Source organism: Streptomyces actuosus, assembly GCF_016921115.1.
GTDB classification, from domain to species: Bacteria; Actinomycetota; Actinomycetes; order Streptomycetales; family Streptomycetaceae; genus Streptomyces; species Streptomyces actuosus_A.
The window spans coordinates 14,083-32,602 of record NZ_JAFFZS010000056.1 but is presented as its reverse complement, the minus strand read 5'-3'; the positions used below and the strand labels follow the sequence as shown (position 1 = coordinate 32,602).

The window sequence follows — 18,520 nt, the reverse complement described above, 5'->3', positions numbered from 1 at the left end:
CGCAACCGGATACTTCTTCTGCGAGGACACGACACCCCTGCCCGGCCGAACGGAAACGACAAGGGGAGCCTGCCCGACCCTCAACTCCACCAACCAGAACAATACTTAGCCGCAACAATCTACTAGTACGACTCCGCCAGGTCTGTCTTGATCTTGGTGTGGTCCTGCCGGGCAGGGGCTGGCTGCAGGTGGTGCAGATGCCGTTCCAGCAGTTCAGCAGGTCCTGGAGGGCGTCGAGGATCTGGTAGAGGGTGAGTCCGCTGTGTCGGCTCTTGGGGCCAGCCGCAGCTCGGTGGGGAATCCGGTGTTCGGCGGGGAGTTCGTAGAACGCGAGCAGTTCGCCCTGGTCCTCGGTGATCTTCGCGACGGCCTTCGGGAGCTTCGCGCCGGAGGTCTTCGCGAACGCCTGGATCGCCTTCTCTGCGTGGGCGCGGGACTCGGCGTTGTAGATCTCCTGCATTGCCCTCGTCGCGCCGGGCTGCACGGACTTGGGCAGGCAGTTGGTGACGTTGCGGGATTGATGAACCCGGCACCTTTGCGGCCGTGCGGCCGGAAACACCTCGGCGAGCGCTCGCCACAGGCCCATGGCACCATCGCTGATCATCAGCTCGGGGTCGGACATGCCGCGTCGGCGGCAATCGCGCAACAGGTCGGCCCAGGACTCAGTGGACTCGCCAGGCCCTAGGTGTTCTGTCCCGCGAGGTTGTGGACGGGTGATCCAGATCTCGGCTGAGGGGTCTTGAACGTGTGAGGGCCTTCCGGGTTCGGTGTGGAGTTCGGCGAGGCCGGGATGCGCGACCACTCCTCCCGCCCCACCGCAGTCCGCGCCGGACCCCGACCCGCACCGAGCGCCGGATCATCGAGGTCCGGCTCCTGCGCCGCTGGGGACCGGCCCGCATCGCGGGCCTGCTCCGCTTGGTGCCCTCCACCGTGCACCGTGTGCTCACCCGATTCGGCCCGGTCCGCCTCGCGCACCTGGACCGGGCCTCCGGCCGGGTCGTACGCTGCTGCGAACGCGCCCGACCCGGCGAACGGACCCTGTCCGGCTTCGCGCGAGGTCGGCCAGATCCGGTTCGGGGTGACCGGATTCGGTCGCGGACCGGCTGGAACTGGGGACTGCCGTGCCGCCGGCCAACGGTGACGAGCGGGGAGTGTGGCTTCGTCCCGTGCTCGACCGCCAAGCAGTCGGGCGTTCTCCGCCCGCAGCCGGGCCAGCTCCCCCCGGGCCTCCTGCGGCCCGGGCGCGGGAGGCGCCCTGTCACCCTGTCATGCAGCAGTCCCGTGGAACAGGCCGCGGCGGTGAAGACTGCCGGCGTGGCGGGGACCCACCCTCCGAGCCGAGTCGATGACGCCAGTTCAGGAAGCAGCGCAGCCGTGGCGCTCGTTCCACGCCCGGAGCACCTGCCCGCACGTGCCCGTGAGGCAGGGCGAGACGCTCAGTGACGGGGAGCGTCGTGGGCTGTTCCGCCGTGCAGCGCGCGTGAGATCAGGGCTTCGATGTCCGCGCGGGCGGGGGGCTCGCTGGTGAGGACCGCCTGTATGAGCAGGCCGCACAGCAGGGCGCCCGCCATCCGGCCGGTCAGCGGGTCGGTGAGTTCGCCCAGTACCTCGGCCACGGCGTTGTCCCAGTTGACGGCGGCCTGGCGCAGGTGAGGGCGGATCAGCGCGAGGGCGTAGAGGTTGTTCTCGGCCATGGTGTCCTGGCGTTTCTCGCCGACCGAGCGGACCACGAAGTCGGCCAGTTCGGTTGCGAGGTCGGCGTCCGGCGGCAGCGCCTCGGCCCAGGCACGCAGGGCGGCGACACTGCGGGCGGCTGCCTCGGCGAGGGCGGCGGAGACCAGGTCGTCCAGTGTTCTGAAGTGGTAGGTCGTGGAGCCGAGCGGTACCCCGGCGGCCGCCGCGACCTTGCGGTGGGTGAGCGCGTCGATGCCCTGCTCGGTGACGACGGTGATGGCCGCCCGTGCGATGCGGTCGCGCCGGTCGGGGTCGGTCGGTCCCCGCTGCCTCCGCTTCGTGCCGGGCTGGCTGGTTGCCATGATCGCGGACTTCCCCTCTGACCTCGTCTGATGCACGAGTCAACCGTATCGCGTCATCGATGTGGACTACCGTACACATCTTGTGTACGGTTGTACGCATTCAAACCTCCCCTGCACCCTCGATGCGAAGGAATCCACTGGATGAAGGACCTGTTCATCGACGGACAGTGGGTTGCCTCGGCGGGGGCCCGACCGGGCCGGGCCGTGCTCAACCCCTACGACGCCAGTGAGCTGGCCACCGTCACCGAAGCCGACCCGGCGGACGTCGACGCCGCCGTGACCGCGGCACGCAAGGCGTTCGACGCCGGGCCGTGGCGTGCGACCTCCGCGCGCGAGCGCGGTGAGCTGCTGCGGAAGCTGAGCGACCTGCTCGTCCGCGACCGCGAGGAGCTCGCCAGGACCGAGAGCCTGGACACCGGCAAGACCCTTGCCGAGGGGCGCACCGACGTCGACGACATCGTGGCGGTCTTCCGCTATTACGCCAACCTCGCCGACACCGACGCGGGCCGCGTGGTCGACACCGGCAATCCCCATGCGATCAGCCGTGTCGTCCACGAACCGGTCGGTGTGTGCGCGCTCATCGCCCCGTGGAACTACCCGCTGCTCCAGATGTCCTGGAAGCTCGCGCCCGCCCTCGCCGCGGGCAACACCGCGGTCGTCAAACCGAGCGAGGTCACCCCGCTCGCCACGCTCCACCTGGTGAAGCTCCTCGAAGAGGCCGGGCTGCCCGCCGGCGTGGTCAACCTGGTGCTCGGCGGCGGGCCGACGGTCGGCTCCGCCATGGTCTCCCACCCGGGCGTCGACCTCGTCTCCTTCACCGGTGGCCTGGCGACCGGACAGAAGATCATGGCGGCGGCCGCGGTCGGCGTGAAGCGGGTCGCCCTCGAACTCGGCGGCAACAACCCGAACGTCGTCTTCGCCGACGCCGACTTCGACACCGCTGTCGACTACGCCCTGTCCGCGGCGTTCTTCCACTCCGGGCAGGTGTGCTCGGCCGGGTCACGGCTGATCGTGCAGGACACCATCCATGACGCGTTCGTCGCCGAACTGGCCCGCCGCGCCGACGCCATCCGGCTCGGCAGCGGGCTCGACGAGGCCACCGAGTGCGGCCCGCTGGTCTCCGCCGAGCACCGGGACAAGGTCGAGCGGTACATCGCACAGGCGCTCGCCGAAGGTGCCCGCCTGGTCGCCGGCGGCCACCGGCCGCACGAACCCGAGCTGCAGGAGGGCTACTTCCTGCGCCCCACCGTATTCGCCGACTGCGACGCGAGCCTGACGATCGTCCGCGAAGAGGTCTTCGGCCCGGTCCTCACCGTCGAGCGGTTCAAGGACGAGGACGAGGCCGTCCGGCTGGCCAACGACACCGAGTACGGTCTGGCCGGAGCGGTGTGGACCGGCGACGTCTCGCTCGCCCAGCGGGTCGCGGCCGCGATGCGGCACGGCACCGTGTGGATCAACGACTACCACCCCTACCTCCCGCAGGCGGAGTGGGGCGGTTTCGGCAAGTCCGGCATCGGCCGCGAACTCGGACCGTCCGGGCTGGACGAGTACCGCGAGACCAAGCACATCTACCACAACATCAGGCCGGAGCCCATGCGCTGGTTCGCCGGGCCTGCAGCAGGAGGAGACCAGTGAGCAGCGAGCGCTACGACTACATCATCGTCGGCGGGGGCTCGGCCGGATGCGTGCTGGCCAACCGGCTCTCCTCGGATCCGTCGAACAAGGTCCTCCTCCTCGAAGCGGGCCGTCCCGACTGGATCTGGGACATCTTCATCCACATGCCCGCCGCGCTGACGATGGTGATCGGCAACCGCTTCTACGACTGGAAGTACGAATCGGAGCCCGAGCCCCACATGGGCGGACGCCGTGTCTACCACGGCCGGGGCAAGGTGCTCGGCGGGTCGAGCTCGATCAACGGCATGATCTTCCAGCGCGGCAACCCTCTGGACCTGGAGCGCTGGGCCTCCGATCCCGGCATGGAGAGCTGGGACTACGCGCACTGTCTGCCCTACTTCAAGCGCATGGAGCACTGCGCCGCAGGGGCGGACGAGTGGCGCGGCGAGGGCGGCCCGCTGTGGCTCGAGCGCGGCGACTCCGACAACCCGCTCTTCGGTGCCTTCCTCGACGCTGCCAAGCAGGCCGGCTATCCGCTGACCTCCGACGTCAACGGCTACCAGCAGGAGGGGTTCGCCCGCTTCGACCGCAACATCCGCGACGGCCGCCGCTGGTCCTCGGCGCGCGGCTACTACCACCCGGTCAAGAGGCGCCCCAACCTCACCCTGCGCACCCTCGCCCATGTGAACCGGGTCCTCTTCGACGGCACCCGAGCGGTCGGCGTCGAGTACCGCAGGCCGGGCGGCCCGGCCCGGCAGGTCCACGGCGGCGAGGTCATCCTCTCCGGCGGCGCGATCAACACCCCTCAGCTCCTGCAGCTCTCCGGGATCGGCAACCCCGACGACCTCACCCCGCTCGGGATCGACATGGTGCACGCCTTGCCGGGCGTCGGCGCGAACCTCCAGGACCACCTCGAGGTGTACGTGCAGCACGCCTGCACCCAGCCGATCTCGTTCAACCCGGCGCTGAAGCTGCACAACCGCCCCAAGATCGGCATGCAGTGGATCTTCGGCCGCAAGGGTCCCGCCGCGACCAACCACTTCGAGGCGGGCGGGTTCGCACGGGGCAACGACACCGTCGACTACCCGAACCTGATGTTCCACTTCCTTCCCATCGCCGTGCGCTACGACGGAACCCCCGTCAACGCCGAACACGGCTACCAGGTCCACATCGGACCCATGTACTCCGATGTGCGGGGCAGCGTGAAGATCAAGTCGGCTGACCCGAAGCAGCATCCGGCGCTGCGGTTCAACTACCTCTCCACCCCGAACGACCGCAAGGAGTGGATCGAGGCGATCCACGTGGCCCGCGAGATCCTCGCCCAGCCGGCGTTCGCCGACTTCAACGGCGGGGAGATCTCGCCCGGCCCGGACGTCCGGACCGACCGGGAGATCCTCGACTGGGTGGCGCGCGACGCCGAGACCGCCTACCACCCCTCCTGTACCGCGCGCATGGGCGTCGACGACATGTCCGTCGTGGATCCGACGTCGATGAAGGTGCACGGTGTCGAAGGACTGCGCGTCGTCGACGCCTCCGCCATGCCGTACCTCACCAACGGCAACATCTACGCACCCGTGATGATGCTCGCGGAGAAGGCCTCCGACCTCATCCTCGGCAACACCCCCCTCGCTCCGGCGACAACGGAGTTCCACCGGCACCGCTCGTGAGCGGCCCGGGACGGGAGCGGGGGTGCTCCTCCGCCCCGTCCGGCTGGTTCGCCTCGTCCGGTGACAGGAGCATTCTCCGGCGGCGGCCGGAGAGAGGGCGGTGTGCCGCCCCGGCGCCCAGGGCGCGCGCTGAGCGCACTCGGCGCCGCCTCGTGTCGGGGGAGTGGGGCGGCGAAGCGCTGCTCCCCCCCGACACGACGGCTGCACCGTCCTCGACATCCTCGCGGTGCCCGGGCGCGGACTCGCGGACGTCACGGCCGGAGCGCCGACCCCGGTGGGTGTCGAATCCTTGACCCTCGGTCGGCACTCCAGGATGCTGTGTTGCGGCACATGAGATACGTGCCGCAATGAGCAACGCTTGTTCAGGTCTCGATCAGCCGAGGAGTGGCCATGACGCACCAGGTCCGTGCCGTCGTCGCGCGGGGCAAGGGCGCCCCCGTCAGCCTGGAAACGATCATCGTGCCCGACCCGGGTCCGGGTGAGGCACTGGTGAGGATCGAGGCCTGCGGGGTCTGCCACACCGATCTGCACTATCGCGAGGGCGGCATCAACGACGACTTCCCGTTCCTGCTCGGCCACGAGGCCGCGGGGGTCGTGGAGTCGGTGGGGGAAGACGTCGCCGATGTCGCTCCCGGAGACTTCGTCATCCTCAACTGGCGCGCGGTGTGCGGCCAGTGCCGGGCCTGTCTGCGTGGACGACCGTGGTACTGCTTCGACACCCACAACGCCAAGCAGAAGATGACCTTGACGGACGGCACCGAGCTGTCGCCGGCGCTGGGTATCGGCGCGTTCGCGGAGAAGACGCTGGTCGCGGCCGGGCAGTGCACGAAGGTCGACCGGGCCGCGTCAGCGGCCGCCGCCGGTCTGCTGGGGTGTGGGGTGATGGCGGGCATCGGCGCGGCCATCAACACCGGGAACGTCGGACGGGGTGACTCGGTCGCCGTCATCGGCTGCGGCGGTGTCGGGGCCGCGGCGATCGCCGGGGCGGGCCTGGCGGGCGCGGCGAAGGTCATCGCGGTGGACATCGACGACCGCAAACTGGAGACGGCCAAGAAGCTGGGCGCGACCCACACCGTCAACTCCAAGGACGTCGACGCCGTCGAGGCGATCGGTGCGCTGACCGGCGGCTTCGGCGCCGATGTGGTCATCGAGGCGGTCGGCCGCCCGGAGACGTACAAGCAGGCCTTCTACGCCCGCGATCTTGCCGGCACGGTCGTCCTGGTCGGTGTGCCCACCCCGGAGATGAAGCTCGAGCTGCCGCTGCTGGATGTTTTCGGACGCGGTGGCGCGCTGAAGTCCTCCTGGTACGGCGACTGTCTGCCGAGCAGGGACTTCCCCATGCTCATCGATCTGTATCTGCAGGGCCGGCTGGACCTGGACGCCTTCGTCACGGAGACCATTGCGTTGGACGAGGTCGAGAAGGCCTTCGAGCGGATGCACCACGGCGACGTGCTGCGCTCGGTGGTGGTTCTCTGATGGCCGCTCGCATCGAACACCTCGTCACCTCGGGGACGTTCTCGCTGGACGGCGGTACCTGGGACGTCGACAACAACGTGTGGATCGTCGGCGACGACAATGAGGCGATCGTCGTCGACGCCGCGCATGACGCCGAAGCGATCGCCCGGGCCGTCGGTGAGCGCACCTTGCTGGCCGTCGTGTGCACACACGCACACAACGACCACATCGACGCCGCGCCCGAACTGGCGGCGCGCACGGGTGCCCCGATCTTCCTTCACCCGGACGACCTGCCGCTGTGGAAGCAGACCCACCCGGACAAGGCACCGGACGCCGAACTGATCGACGGCCAGGGCCTCTCCGTGGCCGGCGTCGAGATGACCGTGCTGCATACGCCCGGCCACGCCCCCGGCGCGGTCTGCCTGTACGTGCCGGCTCTGACCGCGCTCTTCAGCGGCGACACGCTGTTCGCCGGCGGGCCGGGGGCGACGGGAAGGTCGTACAGCCACTTCCCGACGATCGTCGAGTCGATCCGGGACCGGCTGCTGATGCTGCCGGGAGACACCGTCGTGCACACCGGACATGGGGGGACGACCACCATCGCCGACGAGGCCCCGCACCTCCAGGAGTGGATCGACCGCGGTTTCTGACGCCTGTCGGTGATCCTCACGCGCCCGCCCTCGGCTCGCGGCCATCGCGATCCGATGTGGCGGGCTGCTGTTTTTCTATATGGATTCAGTTCCACATGATGCAACTTCGTGAACGACTTGCAGTGCCCTGTGAACGCCTTGACAAGGGTTCGGGGTGACCCCAGACTGATGTTGCGCTAAACGCAATCCGTTTCGTTATACGCACCGAGGTGGTCATGATGATTCCCGCGTGCCCTCTGGCGGATCTGCCGCGAGGGGAGGCCTTCCGGCTCGAGATCGACCCGCCGGTCACGGTGTTCCACACCGAGGGCGGCGAACTCTTCGCCATCGACGACACGTGCACCCACCAGGACGCCTCGCTCGCTGACGGCTGGGTGGAGGCCTGCTGGGTGGAATGCCCGCTGCACGCCTCGAAGTTCAACCTCAAGACCGGTGAAGTCGACGCGCCGCCGGCCAAGCTTCCCGTCCGGACCCACGAGGTCGTGGTCGAGGACGGCATGGTCTACGTGAAGCTGTCCACGGCCGCCCCCAACCTGCCGCACTGCGTCGCGCGCAAGCTCGTCCGGATCTCCGCGTGAGGACGGTGGCCGTGGTGGGCGCCTCGCTGGCCGGGCTGTCCGCCGCGCGCTCACTGCGGAAGCAGGGCTACGGCGGACGGCTGGTCGTCGTCGGAGACGAGTTCCACCGCCCCTACGACCGGCCCCCGCTGTCCAAGGAGTTCCTGGCCGGCACCGTCGACGAAGCGGACCTCGCGCTGGAGGCGGATGGCGAGGACCTGCAGGCGGAGTGGCTGCTCGGCACCCGAGCCGCCGGACTTGACCGCACCGCCCGCGCCGTCCGGCTCGCCGACGGCCGGGACGTCCGTGCCGACGGCATCGTCATCGCGACCGGCGCCGCCGCGCGCACCCTGCCCGGCTCCGGGGGCCTGGCCGGAGCGCACGTCCTGCGCACTCTGGACGACGCCCGTACGCTACGGAGCGAACTGGCCCGCGGTGGAACGCTGGTGGTGATCGGCGGCGGATTCGTCGGAGCCGAGGTCGCCTCCACCGCCTGCGCCCTCGGGCTCGACGTGACGGTGGTCGAGGCGGCCGCGACGCCGCTCGCCGGACCGCTCGGCGAGGCCATGGGCTCCGTCGTCTCCGCCCTCCACGCGGACCACGGCGTGCGGCTCTTGTGCGGTGTGGGTGTCAAGGGGCTGAGCGGGGAGACCCGGGTCGACGCCGTCCTGCTGGAAGACGGGCGCAGCATCCCTGCCGACATCGTCGTGGTCGGCGTGGGCGCACGCCCCTGCGTCGAGTGGCTGGAGGGGTCCGGCGTCGAGCTCGAGAACGGGGTCAAGTGCGGTGCGGACGGCCGCACCAGCCTGGCCGGTGTGGTCGCGGTCGGCGACTGCGCCAACTGGTACGACCCGCGTGCGGGTCACCATCGCCGCGTCGAACACTGGACCGGTGCGCGGGAGCGCCCCGACGTCGCGATCGCCGCGCTGCTGGCGGGCGGCGCCGTGGAACCGGGTGTGCCCCGGCCGCCGTACTTCTGGTCGGATCAGTACGGCGTGAAGATCCAGTTCGTCGGCCATGCGGCCGGAGCCGACAGCGTGACGATCGAGGAAGGCTCCGCGGACGACCGCAATGTCCTCGCCGTCTACCGCCGTGCCGGCGAGCCGGTCGCCGCGCTCGGGATGAATCAGCCGCGGCTGTTCACCCGCTGGCGCAAACAACTCGCCCGCCCCACAACTTGACACAGCCCTTGCGGCATCTCATGCTGCGGTTGCGCACAGCGCGCGGGGTTGCTCCATGCACAACACCGTCCGGAGTCGGTTCCTACCGGCGCGTGAACGACCCATCACGACGTTTCCCGAGGAGTGCACTGTGACCTCGCCCAGCCTGCCGGACAGCCTGATCGCCACCCTCCCCGGCTCCTTCTACACCGATCCCGGGATCTTCGCCCAGGAGCAGGAGCGCATTTTCGAGTCCGGGTGGTTCTGCGTCGCACGCTCGACGGATCTGGCGAAGCCCGGCGCCTTCCGGACCGTCGACGTGGGCCGCGAGAGCATCCTCGTCGCCCGGGCCCGCGACACGTCGGTCCGCGCCTACTTCAACATCTGCCGGCACCGCGGCGCCAGGCTTTGCGTGGAGGAGAGCGGCGAGGTCAAGCGAGCTTTCCAGTGCCCGTACCACGCCTGGACGTACGACCTGAACGGCAAGCTCGTCGCGGCGCCCAACCTCACCAAGATGCCCGACATCGGCCGCACGGAGTACGGCCTGGTGAGCGTGGCAACCCGCGAATGGCTCGGCTATGTCTGGGTGTGCCTCGCGGAGAACCCCCCTTCCTTCGAGGAGGACGTCATCGGCGACGTCGTCATGCGACTGGGTGACGCCGAGTCGATCGAGCGCTACGGCATCGACAACCTCTCGGTCGGCAAGCGCATCGTCTACGACGTGAAGGCGAACTGGAAGCTCATCGTCGAGAACTTCATGGAGTGCTACCACTGCGCCACGATCCACCCCGAACTCACCGAGGTGCTCCCTGAGTTCGCCGATGGCTTCGCCGCCCAGTACTACGTCGGTCACGGCGCCGAGTTCGGCGAGGAGATCCAGGGGTTCACGGTCGACGGCTCCGAGGGCCTGGACCGCATACCGGGCGTGGCCGAGGATCAGGACCGTCGCTACTACGCCATCACCGTCCGGCCGCAGGTCTTCATCAACCTCGTCCCCGACCACGTCATCTTCCACCGCATGTACCCGGTGGCCGTGGATCGCACGATCGTGGAGTGCGACTGGCTCTACCTCCCGCACGTGGTCGAGAGCGGCAAGGACGTCAGCCGGTCCGTGGAACTCTTCCACCGTGTCAACCGGCAGGACTTCGACGCCTGCGAGCGCACGCAGCCAGGAATGGCCTCCCGGACGTACGCCAAGGGCGGCGTGCTCGTCCCCAGCGAGCACCACATCGGGGCCTTCCACGACTGGTTGCACGAACGTCTGGGCACCCACCAGCAGCAGGGCAGGGGGGTGGTCAGCCCAGGTAGCCCATCCGGTGGCTGATCTTCTCAGCGCCCTTGACCAGCACCGGAGCAAGCTCGTGCAGGCGCTCCTCGGTGAGCCGGTACGAGGGCCCGGAGGCGCTCACCGCCGCGACGACCTCTCCGTCTCGATCCCGAATGGGAGCAGCGATGGCGTGAAGTCCCAGCTCCAGTTCCTCCATGGCCCAGGCGTAGCCGCGCTCCCGAACCTCGGCGAGGTTCTTCTCGAGCTTCGTCTTCGCGGTGATGGTGTGCGAGGTGACCTTCTTCATCTCGGACTGGGTCACCAGCGCGGTGCGTTCCTTGGTGGGCAGATGGGCCAGCAGGACCTTGCCGCTCGAGGTGGCGTGCAACGGGGTCAGTTGGCCGACCCAGTTCTGGGCGGTGACAGCCCCGGGGCCGCGCACTTGGTACAGGTTGACCGCGTAGTGCTCCTGCAGTACGGCGATGTTGACGGTCTCGCCGATCTCCTCGGCGAGGTCCTCGCAGACCGGGCGACCCTGCTGGGTGATGTCGATGCGTCCCGTGACCGCGCCGGCCAGACGTACGATGCCGAAGCCGAGGCGGTACTTGCCGCGCTCGCCCGCCTGCTCCACCAGACCGCGCGCCTCCAGGGCGCCGAGCAGACGGAAGGCGGTGGACTTGTGAACATCAATCTCGCCCGCCACCTCACTGACGCCCGCCTCGCCGCGCTGAGCCAGGATCTCCAGGACGCTGATCGCGCGGTCCACCGACTGCACGCCGCCAGAGTGTGAATTCGAGGTTTCGGTTGAAAGGTTGTAGTTGCTCACAACGCAACTATACCCACAATAAACAACGCCACTGCAAGTAACAATGGCGAAACGAGAATCTTGACAGTTGCGTTTTTCGCAACTTGGTGCATACAATGATACTCTATAGGTTTTGTCGGGGGAAGCGTCGCGGCTTTCCTCATCTCGGCGGCGGTTCCGCCGGTAGTGCGTCGGCGAACAGGCCATGGAGTGTTTCCCTTCACATGCCGGCGCTGCTGACCCACCCGATCGGCAACCGGTTCTGCGGCGGGTCCGGGGCCTTACCTCGGAGGGTGGACGCCTGTTCGTGTCGTTCGCGGCATGGCCTTGGCCGTCATGGTCTCCAAGGTCTCTCCGTGCCAAGCCTCCCCGCCCGCGACCAACTGTTCCGCCTGCGCCTGGCCCATCCCCAACTCGCCGTCGCCGGGGCGGACTCCGCCTTCGGCGGAACCCTCGTCGACTGGTCCCACACCTTCCTCGGCATCACCCTCAAGACGGGGCCGGGTCGCAAGGACCAGGACGGCTTCGCCGTCCTCGCGAAGAGATGGCGTGTCGAGCGGGCGATCGCGTGGATCATGAGAGTACGTAGAAGCGTGCGCGACCACGAGCGGCCCGTCTCCCACAGCGAGGCCCAATCCACCTGGACCTTCATCACCCTCACGGTCCGCCGCCTCACCCCCTCCCCGACCACCCCGCACGTCGCCACACCCCGTCGAACCGGTCGAGAAGAGCGCCGACAAGCCCAAGCCCGTACGCCTGCGGAAGCCGGTGAACACCATCCAGCTCGCCCCGGCTGCTCAGGGCTCACACCCGCAAGTGCCCCAGCGGCATGAGGGGGCCACCAGTAGGAGTCCCAGTCGTCGACGCACTCCGCTTACGGGGCGCGGGGGCCCACAGGCCGCCTCGGCGCACAGTGCGTGGTCGATCAGCGCGCCGGCCGCGTTGTCCCGGTCCACCGTGTGCTCCAGGGCGTCGCCGCGCGCCTCGGGCATGGAGACCACGGCGCTTCGCCTGTCCGCCGTCGGTGACGCCGTTGTGGATGATGTGGCCGCCGTCCCCACCCTCACGGCTGCAATAGGTTCCTCCGCAGCTCAGGGGTCGTTCGACCAGTCCGAGCCCGTAACAGCCGCCGGATCACAGCTGTTTGACCTCCGCGCTCACGGGGACGGTCTGCTTCGTCTCGGCCGGCTGCCGTGCCGACAGCGGGCGGCCCGCGAGCAGCGCCCGCTGGAAGCGGTTTGCGTCCCGCGCGGTCGTGACCCATGAAAGGTTCTCGTGATCCACCGGTATCTGATCGGTGACGTCCACCCGGGAAGCGGGGCCGAACAGCTGGTAGGCGTGGGCGTGCGGCCGGGGCGGGGTGGGCGCGGTGCCCATCCACCGCGTCTGGTCGAGGCCGAGCGGGCGCAGGATGCGGATTTCGTTCTGCGCATGCCGCACAACGCGGTGAGCAATACACCACAGCGCTGGGCTCGGAGGGGGCCTTGGCGGAGGGGATGGGGGCGGTGGGCCCCTTGCGAAATCGCGATCCGCCAACCTCTTGACGTCTGTCTGGGCATTCGCCAGGGTGTTTCACCACAAGCAATTGAGTGCACTATGCGCAACGAATCTCGGTTGAAAGGCTCGGCGCGTGGCAGACCTGCACGATGACGGCGAACGGCGGGACCCGGTGGCCGGTGGGCACCGGGACATCCGATGTCCCGCTGGCGGAAGGCCCGCGGCGACCGTTTCGGAAGGGACACGTGCCGACGCCGAGGCGGCGACCGCCGCGGCTCGCCGCGCCTTCGCCGAAGGGCACTGGCCGAAAGCCGTTCGGGCCCTCACCGTGGAGCGCTTCACCGACGAGGACGACGCCGTACGCGTCGCCAACGACACCGAGTACGGACTCGCCGGAGCCGTGTGGACGCAGGACGCCGCCGAAGCCCGGCGGTCGCCCGGCGGTTGCGTCACGACACGGTGTGGATCACCGACCACCACCCCTATGCGCCGCAGGCGGAACGGTGTGGCTTCGAGCACTCGGGGGTGGGCCGGGAGCTGGGACCGACCGGCCTGAACGAGTACCGAGAGCCCAAGCACATCTGGCAGAACATCCAACCTCGGCCGCACTACTGGTTCCGCGGCTGAATGCCGAAATGAGGTCGAACGTGACCACACAGACCGAGGTGTCGCAGCGGAGCGGCACGCCCCAGGACTCGGGCTCCACCCCGGTCATATCCGTACGGAGGCTGTGGAAGGTGTTCGGGCCGAAGGCCGACCAGGTCCCGAACTCCGAGGAGTTGTGCGGGCTCACCCGCCGCGAACTCATGGACCGCACCGGATGCACCGCAGCCGTACGCGACGTCCACTTCGACGTCTCGCCCGGCGAGGTCTTCGTCGTCATGGGCCTGTCCGGTTCCGGCAAGTCCACGCTGGTGCGATGTCTGACCCGGCTGATCGAACCCACCGCCGGGGAGGTCGTTTTCGAGGGCGAGGACATCCGCGGCGCGGACGACAGACATCTGCGCGAATTGCGGCGCCGGAAGTTCTCCATGGTCTTCCAGCACTTCGGTCTGCTGCCCCACCGCCGCGTCGTCGACAACGTGGCGTTCGGTCTGGAGATCCGAGGCATGGGCAAGGCCGAGCGCGCCGAACGAGCCCATGAGGTCGTCGACCTGGTCGGCCTCGCGGGCTACGAGAACTCCTATCCCGACCAGTTGTCCGGTGGTATGCAGCAGCGCGTCGGTCTGGCCCGGGCGCTGGCCGGTGATCCGGATGTGCTCTTCTTCGACGAGCCGTTCTCGGCGCTCGACCCGCTGATCCGCCGCGACATGCAGAACGAGGTCATCCGCCTGCACAACGAGGTCGGGAAGACGATGGTGTTCATCACCCACGATCTCTCCGAGGCCCTCAAGTTGGGCGATCGCATCCTGATCATGCGCGACGGCAGGACGGTTCAGTGCGGCACCGGCGACGAGCTGGTGGGCGCCCCGGCGGACGACTACGTGCGCGAGTTCGTCAAGGACGTGCCGCGCGGTGACGTGCTCACCCTGCGCTGGATCATGCGCGCGCCGGCGGACGGCGACGCGCTGGACGGTCCCGAGCTGGGCCCGGACGTCGTGGTGAAGAGCGCCACCCGCGCGGTGCTCGCGGCCGACAAGCCGGTCAAGGTCGTCGAGAACGGCAAGTTGCTCGGCGTTGTCGGCGACGAGGAGATCCTCGCCGTGGTCGCCGGGCCGGAAGGCGGCGCGTGATGACCGCCACCGTGCAGGAAACGGAGAGACCGGAGAAGGGGACGGCCGTGGAGCAAGCCGCTCCCGTCAAGAGGGTGCGCGAGGTCGACCGGTCCATGATGGTGGCCGCGATCTTCGTCGTCTGGGTGGTGCTGTTCCTCGTGCTGCGCGGAAGGCAGACCCTTGCCCTGGCGGCGGCGGACCTGACCGATCTGCACCGGTGGTTCAACGATGCCAACGACTCGATCGGCGCCAACCGCAACTCCAACCCGCTCTTCCTGTACTTCTTCAACGAGGTGCGCCTGGTCATCGACTCTCTGGTGACGTTCGTGCAGGAATTGATCTCCCAGCCCTCCGCCGACCGCCCCGTCCCGCAGATCGGCTGGCTCGGTGTCGTCGGTATCGCGGGCTGTGTCTCCTGGGCCGTGGGCAACGGGAGAGTCGCGCTGCTGGCGGTGGCCGGCTTCACCTTCCTGGGCCTGCAGGGCCTGTGGCAGGAGAGCATGGACACCCTGGCGCTCACGCTGTCCGCCGTGTTCGTGGCGCTGCTGTTCGCGATCCCGCTGGGCGTGTGGGCGGGGCTGTCCGACCGGTTCAACCGGATCATCACGCCCTTCCTGGACTTCATGCAGACGATGCCGACCTTCGTCTACCTGGCCCCGCTGACCCTGTTCTTCCTCATCGGCCCGGCGTCCGCCACCATCGCCACGCTGATCTACTCGGCGCCGCCCGCGATTCGCATCACCGCGCACGCCATCCGCTCCGTGCCGCAGACTACGGTCGAGGCGGCCGACTCGCTGGGCGCCACCCGACGGCAGACCTTGACGAAGGTGCTGCTGCCGATGTCCAAGCGGACCGTGGTGATGGGCGTGAACCAGACCATCATGGCTGCCCTGGCCATGGTGACCATCGCCGCCCTGATCGACGCGCCCGGGCTCGGCAAGACGGTCATCCAGGCACTCCAGACACTCGATGTCGGCGTGGCTTTCAACGCCGGTCTGGCCATCGTCGTCATGGCCATCGTGCTGGACCGGGTCACCACCGCGGCGAGCGCACGCGAGGAGGCCGCCCGGCGTTCGAAGAACCGCTTCCTGTCCCGGCGACGTCCGCTGCTGGCGGCAGGCGCGGTGGTCACGGCGGTCCTGGTGTACCTCTCCCACACCTATCTGTGGGCAGCGGAGTTCCCCGGCGAGGGAGGCACCGGCGATGCCGTCTCGAGCACGGCGGACAGCGTGACCACCTGGGTGCAGGACAACCTCTCGGGCATCAGCAACGCCTTCCGGGACGCCATCACCAACGGTCTGCTCAACCCGTTCCAGGCATTGCTCACCGACTCCCCGTGGTGGCTCGTCGGCGCGGCACTGATCGGGCTCGGCGTCGTGCTCGGCGGCTGGCGCGCCGGGGTCACCACCGCCGTGTGCGTGGCTCTGTTGCTCGGCACCGGTGTGTGGTCGGACAGCATGACGACGCTGGCGTCGACCCTCGTCGCGACCGTGCTCGTGATGCTGCTCGGTGTCGTCATCGGAGTGTGGATGGGACGCAGTGCGCTGGTGGACCGGTTGCTGCGGCCGAGCCTGGACGCAGCACAGGTCATGCCGCCGTTCGTCTACCTCGTGCCCTTCCTCGCGCTGTTCGGTGCGACCCGCTTCACCGCGATCGTCGCCGCCGTGGTCTATGCGGCTCCCGTCGCCATGAAGATCATCGCGGACGGCGTGCGGAACGTGCCCGCGACCACCGTGGAGGCGGCCACCTCTGCTGGGTGCAGCACCTGGCAGATCATCACCAAGGTTCAACTGCCGATGGCGCGGGGCGCTCTGACTCTGGCGACCAACCAGGGCCTGATCTACGTGCTGTCGATGGTTGTTGTGGGCGGCCTGGTAGGCGCGGGCGCCCTCGGCTACGACGTCGTGGCCGGCTTCTCGCAGGGACAGCTGTACGGGAAGGGGCTCGCCGCAGGGCTCGCCATCGTCCTTCTCGGAGTCATGTTCGACCGGATCACTCAGGCAGCGGCGCGACGTACCAGCGCGTAAGGAGCAACTGACCATGGCAAGGCAAGCAAGACAATGGAGAGTCGGCGCGGCCGGCATAGCGGTCCTCGGCCTCACCCTCACCGCCTGCGGCGGCGCGAAGGTCGGTGACAGCTCCTCGGAGGCCGGCGGTTCGGGCAGCACCGGCAAGTGCGGCACCTTCAACCTCGCGGTCAACCCGTGGGTGGGGTACGAGGCCAACGCGGCCGTCATCGCCTACGTCGCGGAGAAGGACCTCGGTTGCAAGGTCACCAAGAAGAACCTGAAGGAAGAGATCGCCTGGCAGGGCTTCGGGACGGGCGAGGTCGACGCCGTCGTCGAGAACTGGGGCCACGACGACTTGAAGAAGAAGTACATCACCGATCAGAAGACCGCCGTCGACGCCGGCCCGACCGGCAACGAAGGCCTCATCGGCTGGTACGTGCCGCCGTGGCTGGTCAAGGCGCACCCGGACATCCTCGACTGGCACAACCTCAACAAGTACGCGGCCGAGTTCAAGACGTCCGAGTCCGGTGGCAAGGGCCAACTCCTCGACGGCGACCCCTCGTTCGTCACCAACGACGAAGCGCTGGTCAAGAACCTCACACTGGACTACAAGGTCGTGTACGCGGGCAGCGAGACCGCCCTCATCCAGGCCTTCCGCAAGGCGGAGAAGAACAAGGAATGGGTGATCGGCTACTTCTACGAGCCGCAGTGGTTCATGTCCGAGGTGCCACTCGAGAAGGTAGAGCTGCCTGACTACAAGGAGGGCTGCGACACCGACACCGAGAAGGTCGCCTGCGACTACCCGGTGTACAAGCTGGACAAGATCGTCAGTGCGAAGTTCGCCGGGTCGGGCAGTCCGGCGTATGACCTGGTGAAGAACTTCAACTGGACGAACGACGACCAGAACGCGGTGGCGAAGTACATAGCGGAGGACAAGATGACTGCCGAGGCCGCGGCGAAGAAGTGGGTCGAGGCCAACCGCGACAAGGTGGACGCCTGGCTCCAGTAGAGTGCCTCGGTCGTGTCGCTGCACCCGGCCGAGGACTGGACGCAACCCCCGAGAAGGGCCCGGCAGGCTGTGCCGACAGCCTGCCGGGCCCCCTCGTGTTCGGGCCACGTACGCGTGGCCGACAGGGATCCCGGTTCCATGACGGGGGAGGGCCGAACGTCTCCGATGAGACCGTCTCCAGTAACGTCTGCCGACGTCAGGCCGGTGTCGATCACGGACCCGACCACCCCCGGCTTCTCCTTGGCCGGCGAGCGGGTCGGTACGCCAACCACGGCAAGCTGATATATTTGAAGTATGTCAGAGGCAGGTCGTTTGATGCCGACAGTCCCGCGCGTACGAAGAGGCGGCCGAAAAATGAGCAGCCCCGAGGTCTCCCCCGTGACTGACTCGGCGCCGATGTCATTGGCCGACCTGGCCTACGAGCGCCTCCAGGATCGATTGATCATGCTCGACATCCGGCCCGGAGAGCCGATCAACGACAGCCAGCTCGCCGAGGAGATCGGCGTCGGGCGCACACCCGTTCGCGAGGCGCTCAAACGACTTGAGACCGACCATCTCGTGGTGTCCTACCCGCGCCGGGGCACCTTCGCCACCACCATCGACGTGACCGAACTCGGCGCGATCTCCGACATCCGCGAGCAACTCATGCCGTTCGCGGCGCGGAGGGCCGCCGTCCACGCCAGCAACGCCATGCGCGACACGCTGCGAGCCAAGGCCGACGAGGTGAGGAGCCTCGAAATCCCTCGCGGTGATCGCACCGCACTGATGCGGATGGACATGGCGCTGCACCGGCTGATCTACAAGGCGGGCGGCAACCCACACCTCGAGGACGTGCTGATCCGCTACGACAACCTGGCCACCCGCATCTGGTGCCTGGTCATCGATCGGCTTCCTGACCTTGCACACCACGTCACCGAGCACGCGGACCTGCTCGACGCCGTCGCTGACGGCGACGCCGACCGTGCCGAGCGCCTCACCCGCGAGCACATCGCCGGCTTTGCCCGTGAGATCCGCGGCGTACTCTGATCGTCCGGGAACTCGCCGGCGGCTCCGCACCGAGACTTCCGCCAGCGTGTGCT

Annotated in this window: 15 protein-coding genes and 3 pseudogenes; 14 read left to right on the top strand and 4 right to left on the bottom strand. The window is 68.5% G+C overall.

The features are described from left to right. Nucleotides 1–361: 361 nt before the first annotated feature. Nucleotides 362–622 (bottom strand): annotated as a pseudogene (locus JS756_RS34190) (transposase); the annotation flags it as partial. Between the two features lie 150 nt (nucleotides 623–772). On the opposite strand from JS756_RS34190, the pseudogene JS756_RS34185 reads away from it, so the two are divergent. Next, nucleotides 773–1,032: pseudogene (locus tag JS756_RS34185) on the top strand (IS481 family transposase); the annotation flags it as partial. A gap of 404 nt (nucleotides 1,033–1,436) precedes the next feature. Here the strand turns inward: JS756_RS34185 and JS756_RS34180 are convergent. After that, nucleotides 1,437–2,036: a TetR/AcrR family transcriptional regulator gene (locus JS756_RS34180; RefSeq protein ID WP_205387167.1), complete on the bottom strand. Its 600-nt coding sequence runs from the start codon at nucleotides 2,034–2,036 to the stop codon at nucleotides 1,437–1,439. 141 nt (nucleotides 2,037–2,177) lie between these two features. Here JS756_RS34180 and JS756_RS34175 point away from each other — a divergent pair, with 141 nt between their 5' ends. From JS756_RS34175 to JS756_RS34145, 7 genes are all read left to right on the top strand, one after another. Further along, a complete protein-coding gene (locus tag JS756_RS34175; RefSeq protein WP_205387166.1) occupies nucleotides 2,178–3,671 on the top strand; it encodes an aldehyde dehydrogenase family protein in 1,494 nt (497 codons plus the stop codon). Then, a complete protein-coding gene (gene betA, locus JS756_RS34170) occupies nucleotides 3,668–5,317 on the top strand; it encodes a choline dehydrogenase (protein ID WP_205387165.1) in 1,650 nt (549 codons plus the stop codon). The genes JS756_RS34175 and betA overlap by 4 nt, the downstream gene beginning before the upstream one ends. Before the next feature lie 390 nt (nucleotides 5,318–5,707). Further along, on the top strand, nucleotides 5,708–6,793 hold the full coding sequence (locus JS756_RS34165) for an S-(hydroxymethyl)mycothiol dehydrogenase (protein WP_205387164.1): 1,086 nt from the start codon (nucleotides 5,708–5,710) through the stop codon (nucleotides 6,791–6,793). Beyond that, a complete protein-coding gene (locus tag JS756_RS34160; protein WP_205387163.1) occupies nucleotides 6,793–7,422 on the top strand; it encodes an MBL fold metallo-hydrolase in 630 nt (209 codons plus the stop codon). The genes JS756_RS34165 and JS756_RS34160 overlap by 1 nt, the downstream gene beginning before the upstream one ends. Nucleotides 7,423–7,637: 215 nt before the next feature. Continuing rightward, entirely contained in the window at nucleotides 7,638–8,000 is a 363-nt protein-coding gene (locus JS756_RS34155; protein WP_205387162.1) for a bifunctional 3-phenylpropionate/cinnamic acid dioxygenase ferredoxin subunit, read from the top strand. Further along, on the top strand, nucleotides 7,997–9,160 hold the full coding sequence (locus tag JS756_RS34150; RefSeq protein WP_205387161.1) for an NAD(P)/FAD-dependent oxidoreductase: 1,164 nt from the start codon (nucleotides 7,997–7,999) through the stop codon (nucleotides 9,158–9,160). Before JS756_RS34155 ends, JS756_RS34150 begins: the two co-directional genes overlap by 4 nt. A gap of 130 nt (nucleotides 9,161–9,290) precedes the next feature. Next, entirely contained in the window at nucleotides 9,291–10,463 is a 1,173-nt protein-coding gene (locus JS756_RS34145) for an aromatic ring-hydroxylating oxygenase subunit alpha (RefSeq protein ID WP_205387160.1), read from the top strand. Here the strand turns inward: JS756_RS34145 and JS756_RS34140 are convergent. Beyond that, on the bottom strand, nucleotides 10,435–11,181 hold the full coding sequence (locus JS756_RS34140; RefSeq protein ID WP_205387159.1) for an IclR family transcriptional regulator: 747 nt from the start codon (nucleotides 11,179–11,181) through the stop codon (nucleotides 10,435–10,437). The two genes, JS756_RS34145 and JS756_RS34140, sit on opposite strands and share 29 nt — an antisense overlap. Nucleotides 11,182–11,567: 386 nt before the next feature. Here JS756_RS34140 and JS756_RS34135 point away from each other — a divergent pair, with 386 nt between their 5' ends. Beyond that, entirely contained in the window at nucleotides 11,568–12,044 is a 477-nt protein-coding gene (locus JS756_RS34135) for a transposase (RefSeq protein WP_205387158.1), read from the top strand. Nucleotides 12,045–12,345: 301 nt separating this feature from the next. Here the strand turns inward: JS756_RS34135 and JS756_RS34130 are convergent, their stop codons facing one another. Beyond that, nucleotides 12,346–12,588: a hypothetical protein gene (locus JS756_RS34130; protein ID WP_205387157.1), complete on the bottom strand. Its 243-nt coding sequence runs from the start codon at nucleotides 12,586–12,588 to the stop codon at nucleotides 12,346–12,348. A gap of 442 nt (nucleotides 12,589–13,030) precedes the next feature. Between JS756_RS34130 and JS756_RS34125 the strand changes: the two are divergent. The 5 genes and pseudogenes from JS756_RS34125 to JS756_RS34105 form a co-directional block, all read left to right on the top strand. After that, a pseudogene (locus tag JS756_RS34125) lies at nucleotides 13,031–13,335 on the top strand (aldehyde dehydrogenase family protein); the annotation flags it as partial. Nucleotides 13,336–13,343: 8 nt separating this feature from the next. Further along, on the top strand, nucleotides 13,344–14,441 hold the full coding sequence (locus JS756_RS34120; protein ID WP_205387156.1) for a quaternary amine ABC transporter ATP-binding protein: 1,098 nt from the start codon (nucleotides 13,344–13,346) through the stop codon (nucleotides 14,439–14,441). Further along, on the top strand, nucleotides 14,441–16,450 hold the full coding sequence (locus JS756_RS34115) for an ABC transporter permease (protein ID WP_205387155.1): 2,010 nt from the start codon (nucleotides 14,441–14,443) through the stop codon (nucleotides 16,448–16,450). The genes JS756_RS34120 and JS756_RS34115 overlap by 1 nt, the downstream gene beginning before the upstream one ends. Nucleotides 16,451–16,463: 13 nt before the next feature. Beyond that, nucleotides 16,464–17,441, top strand: a complete 978-nt coding sequence (locus JS756_RS34110; RefSeq protein WP_205387154.1) for an ABC transporter substrate-binding protein — start codon at nucleotides 16,464–16,466, stop codon at nucleotides 17,439–17,441. A gap of 354 nt (nucleotides 17,442–17,795) precedes the next feature. Beyond that, nucleotides 17,796–18,467, top strand: a complete 672-nt coding sequence (locus JS756_RS34105) for a GntR family transcriptional regulator (protein WP_205387153.1) — start codon at nucleotides 17,796–17,798, stop codon at nucleotides 18,465–18,467. Nucleotides 18,468–18,520: the final 53 nt, after the last annotated feature.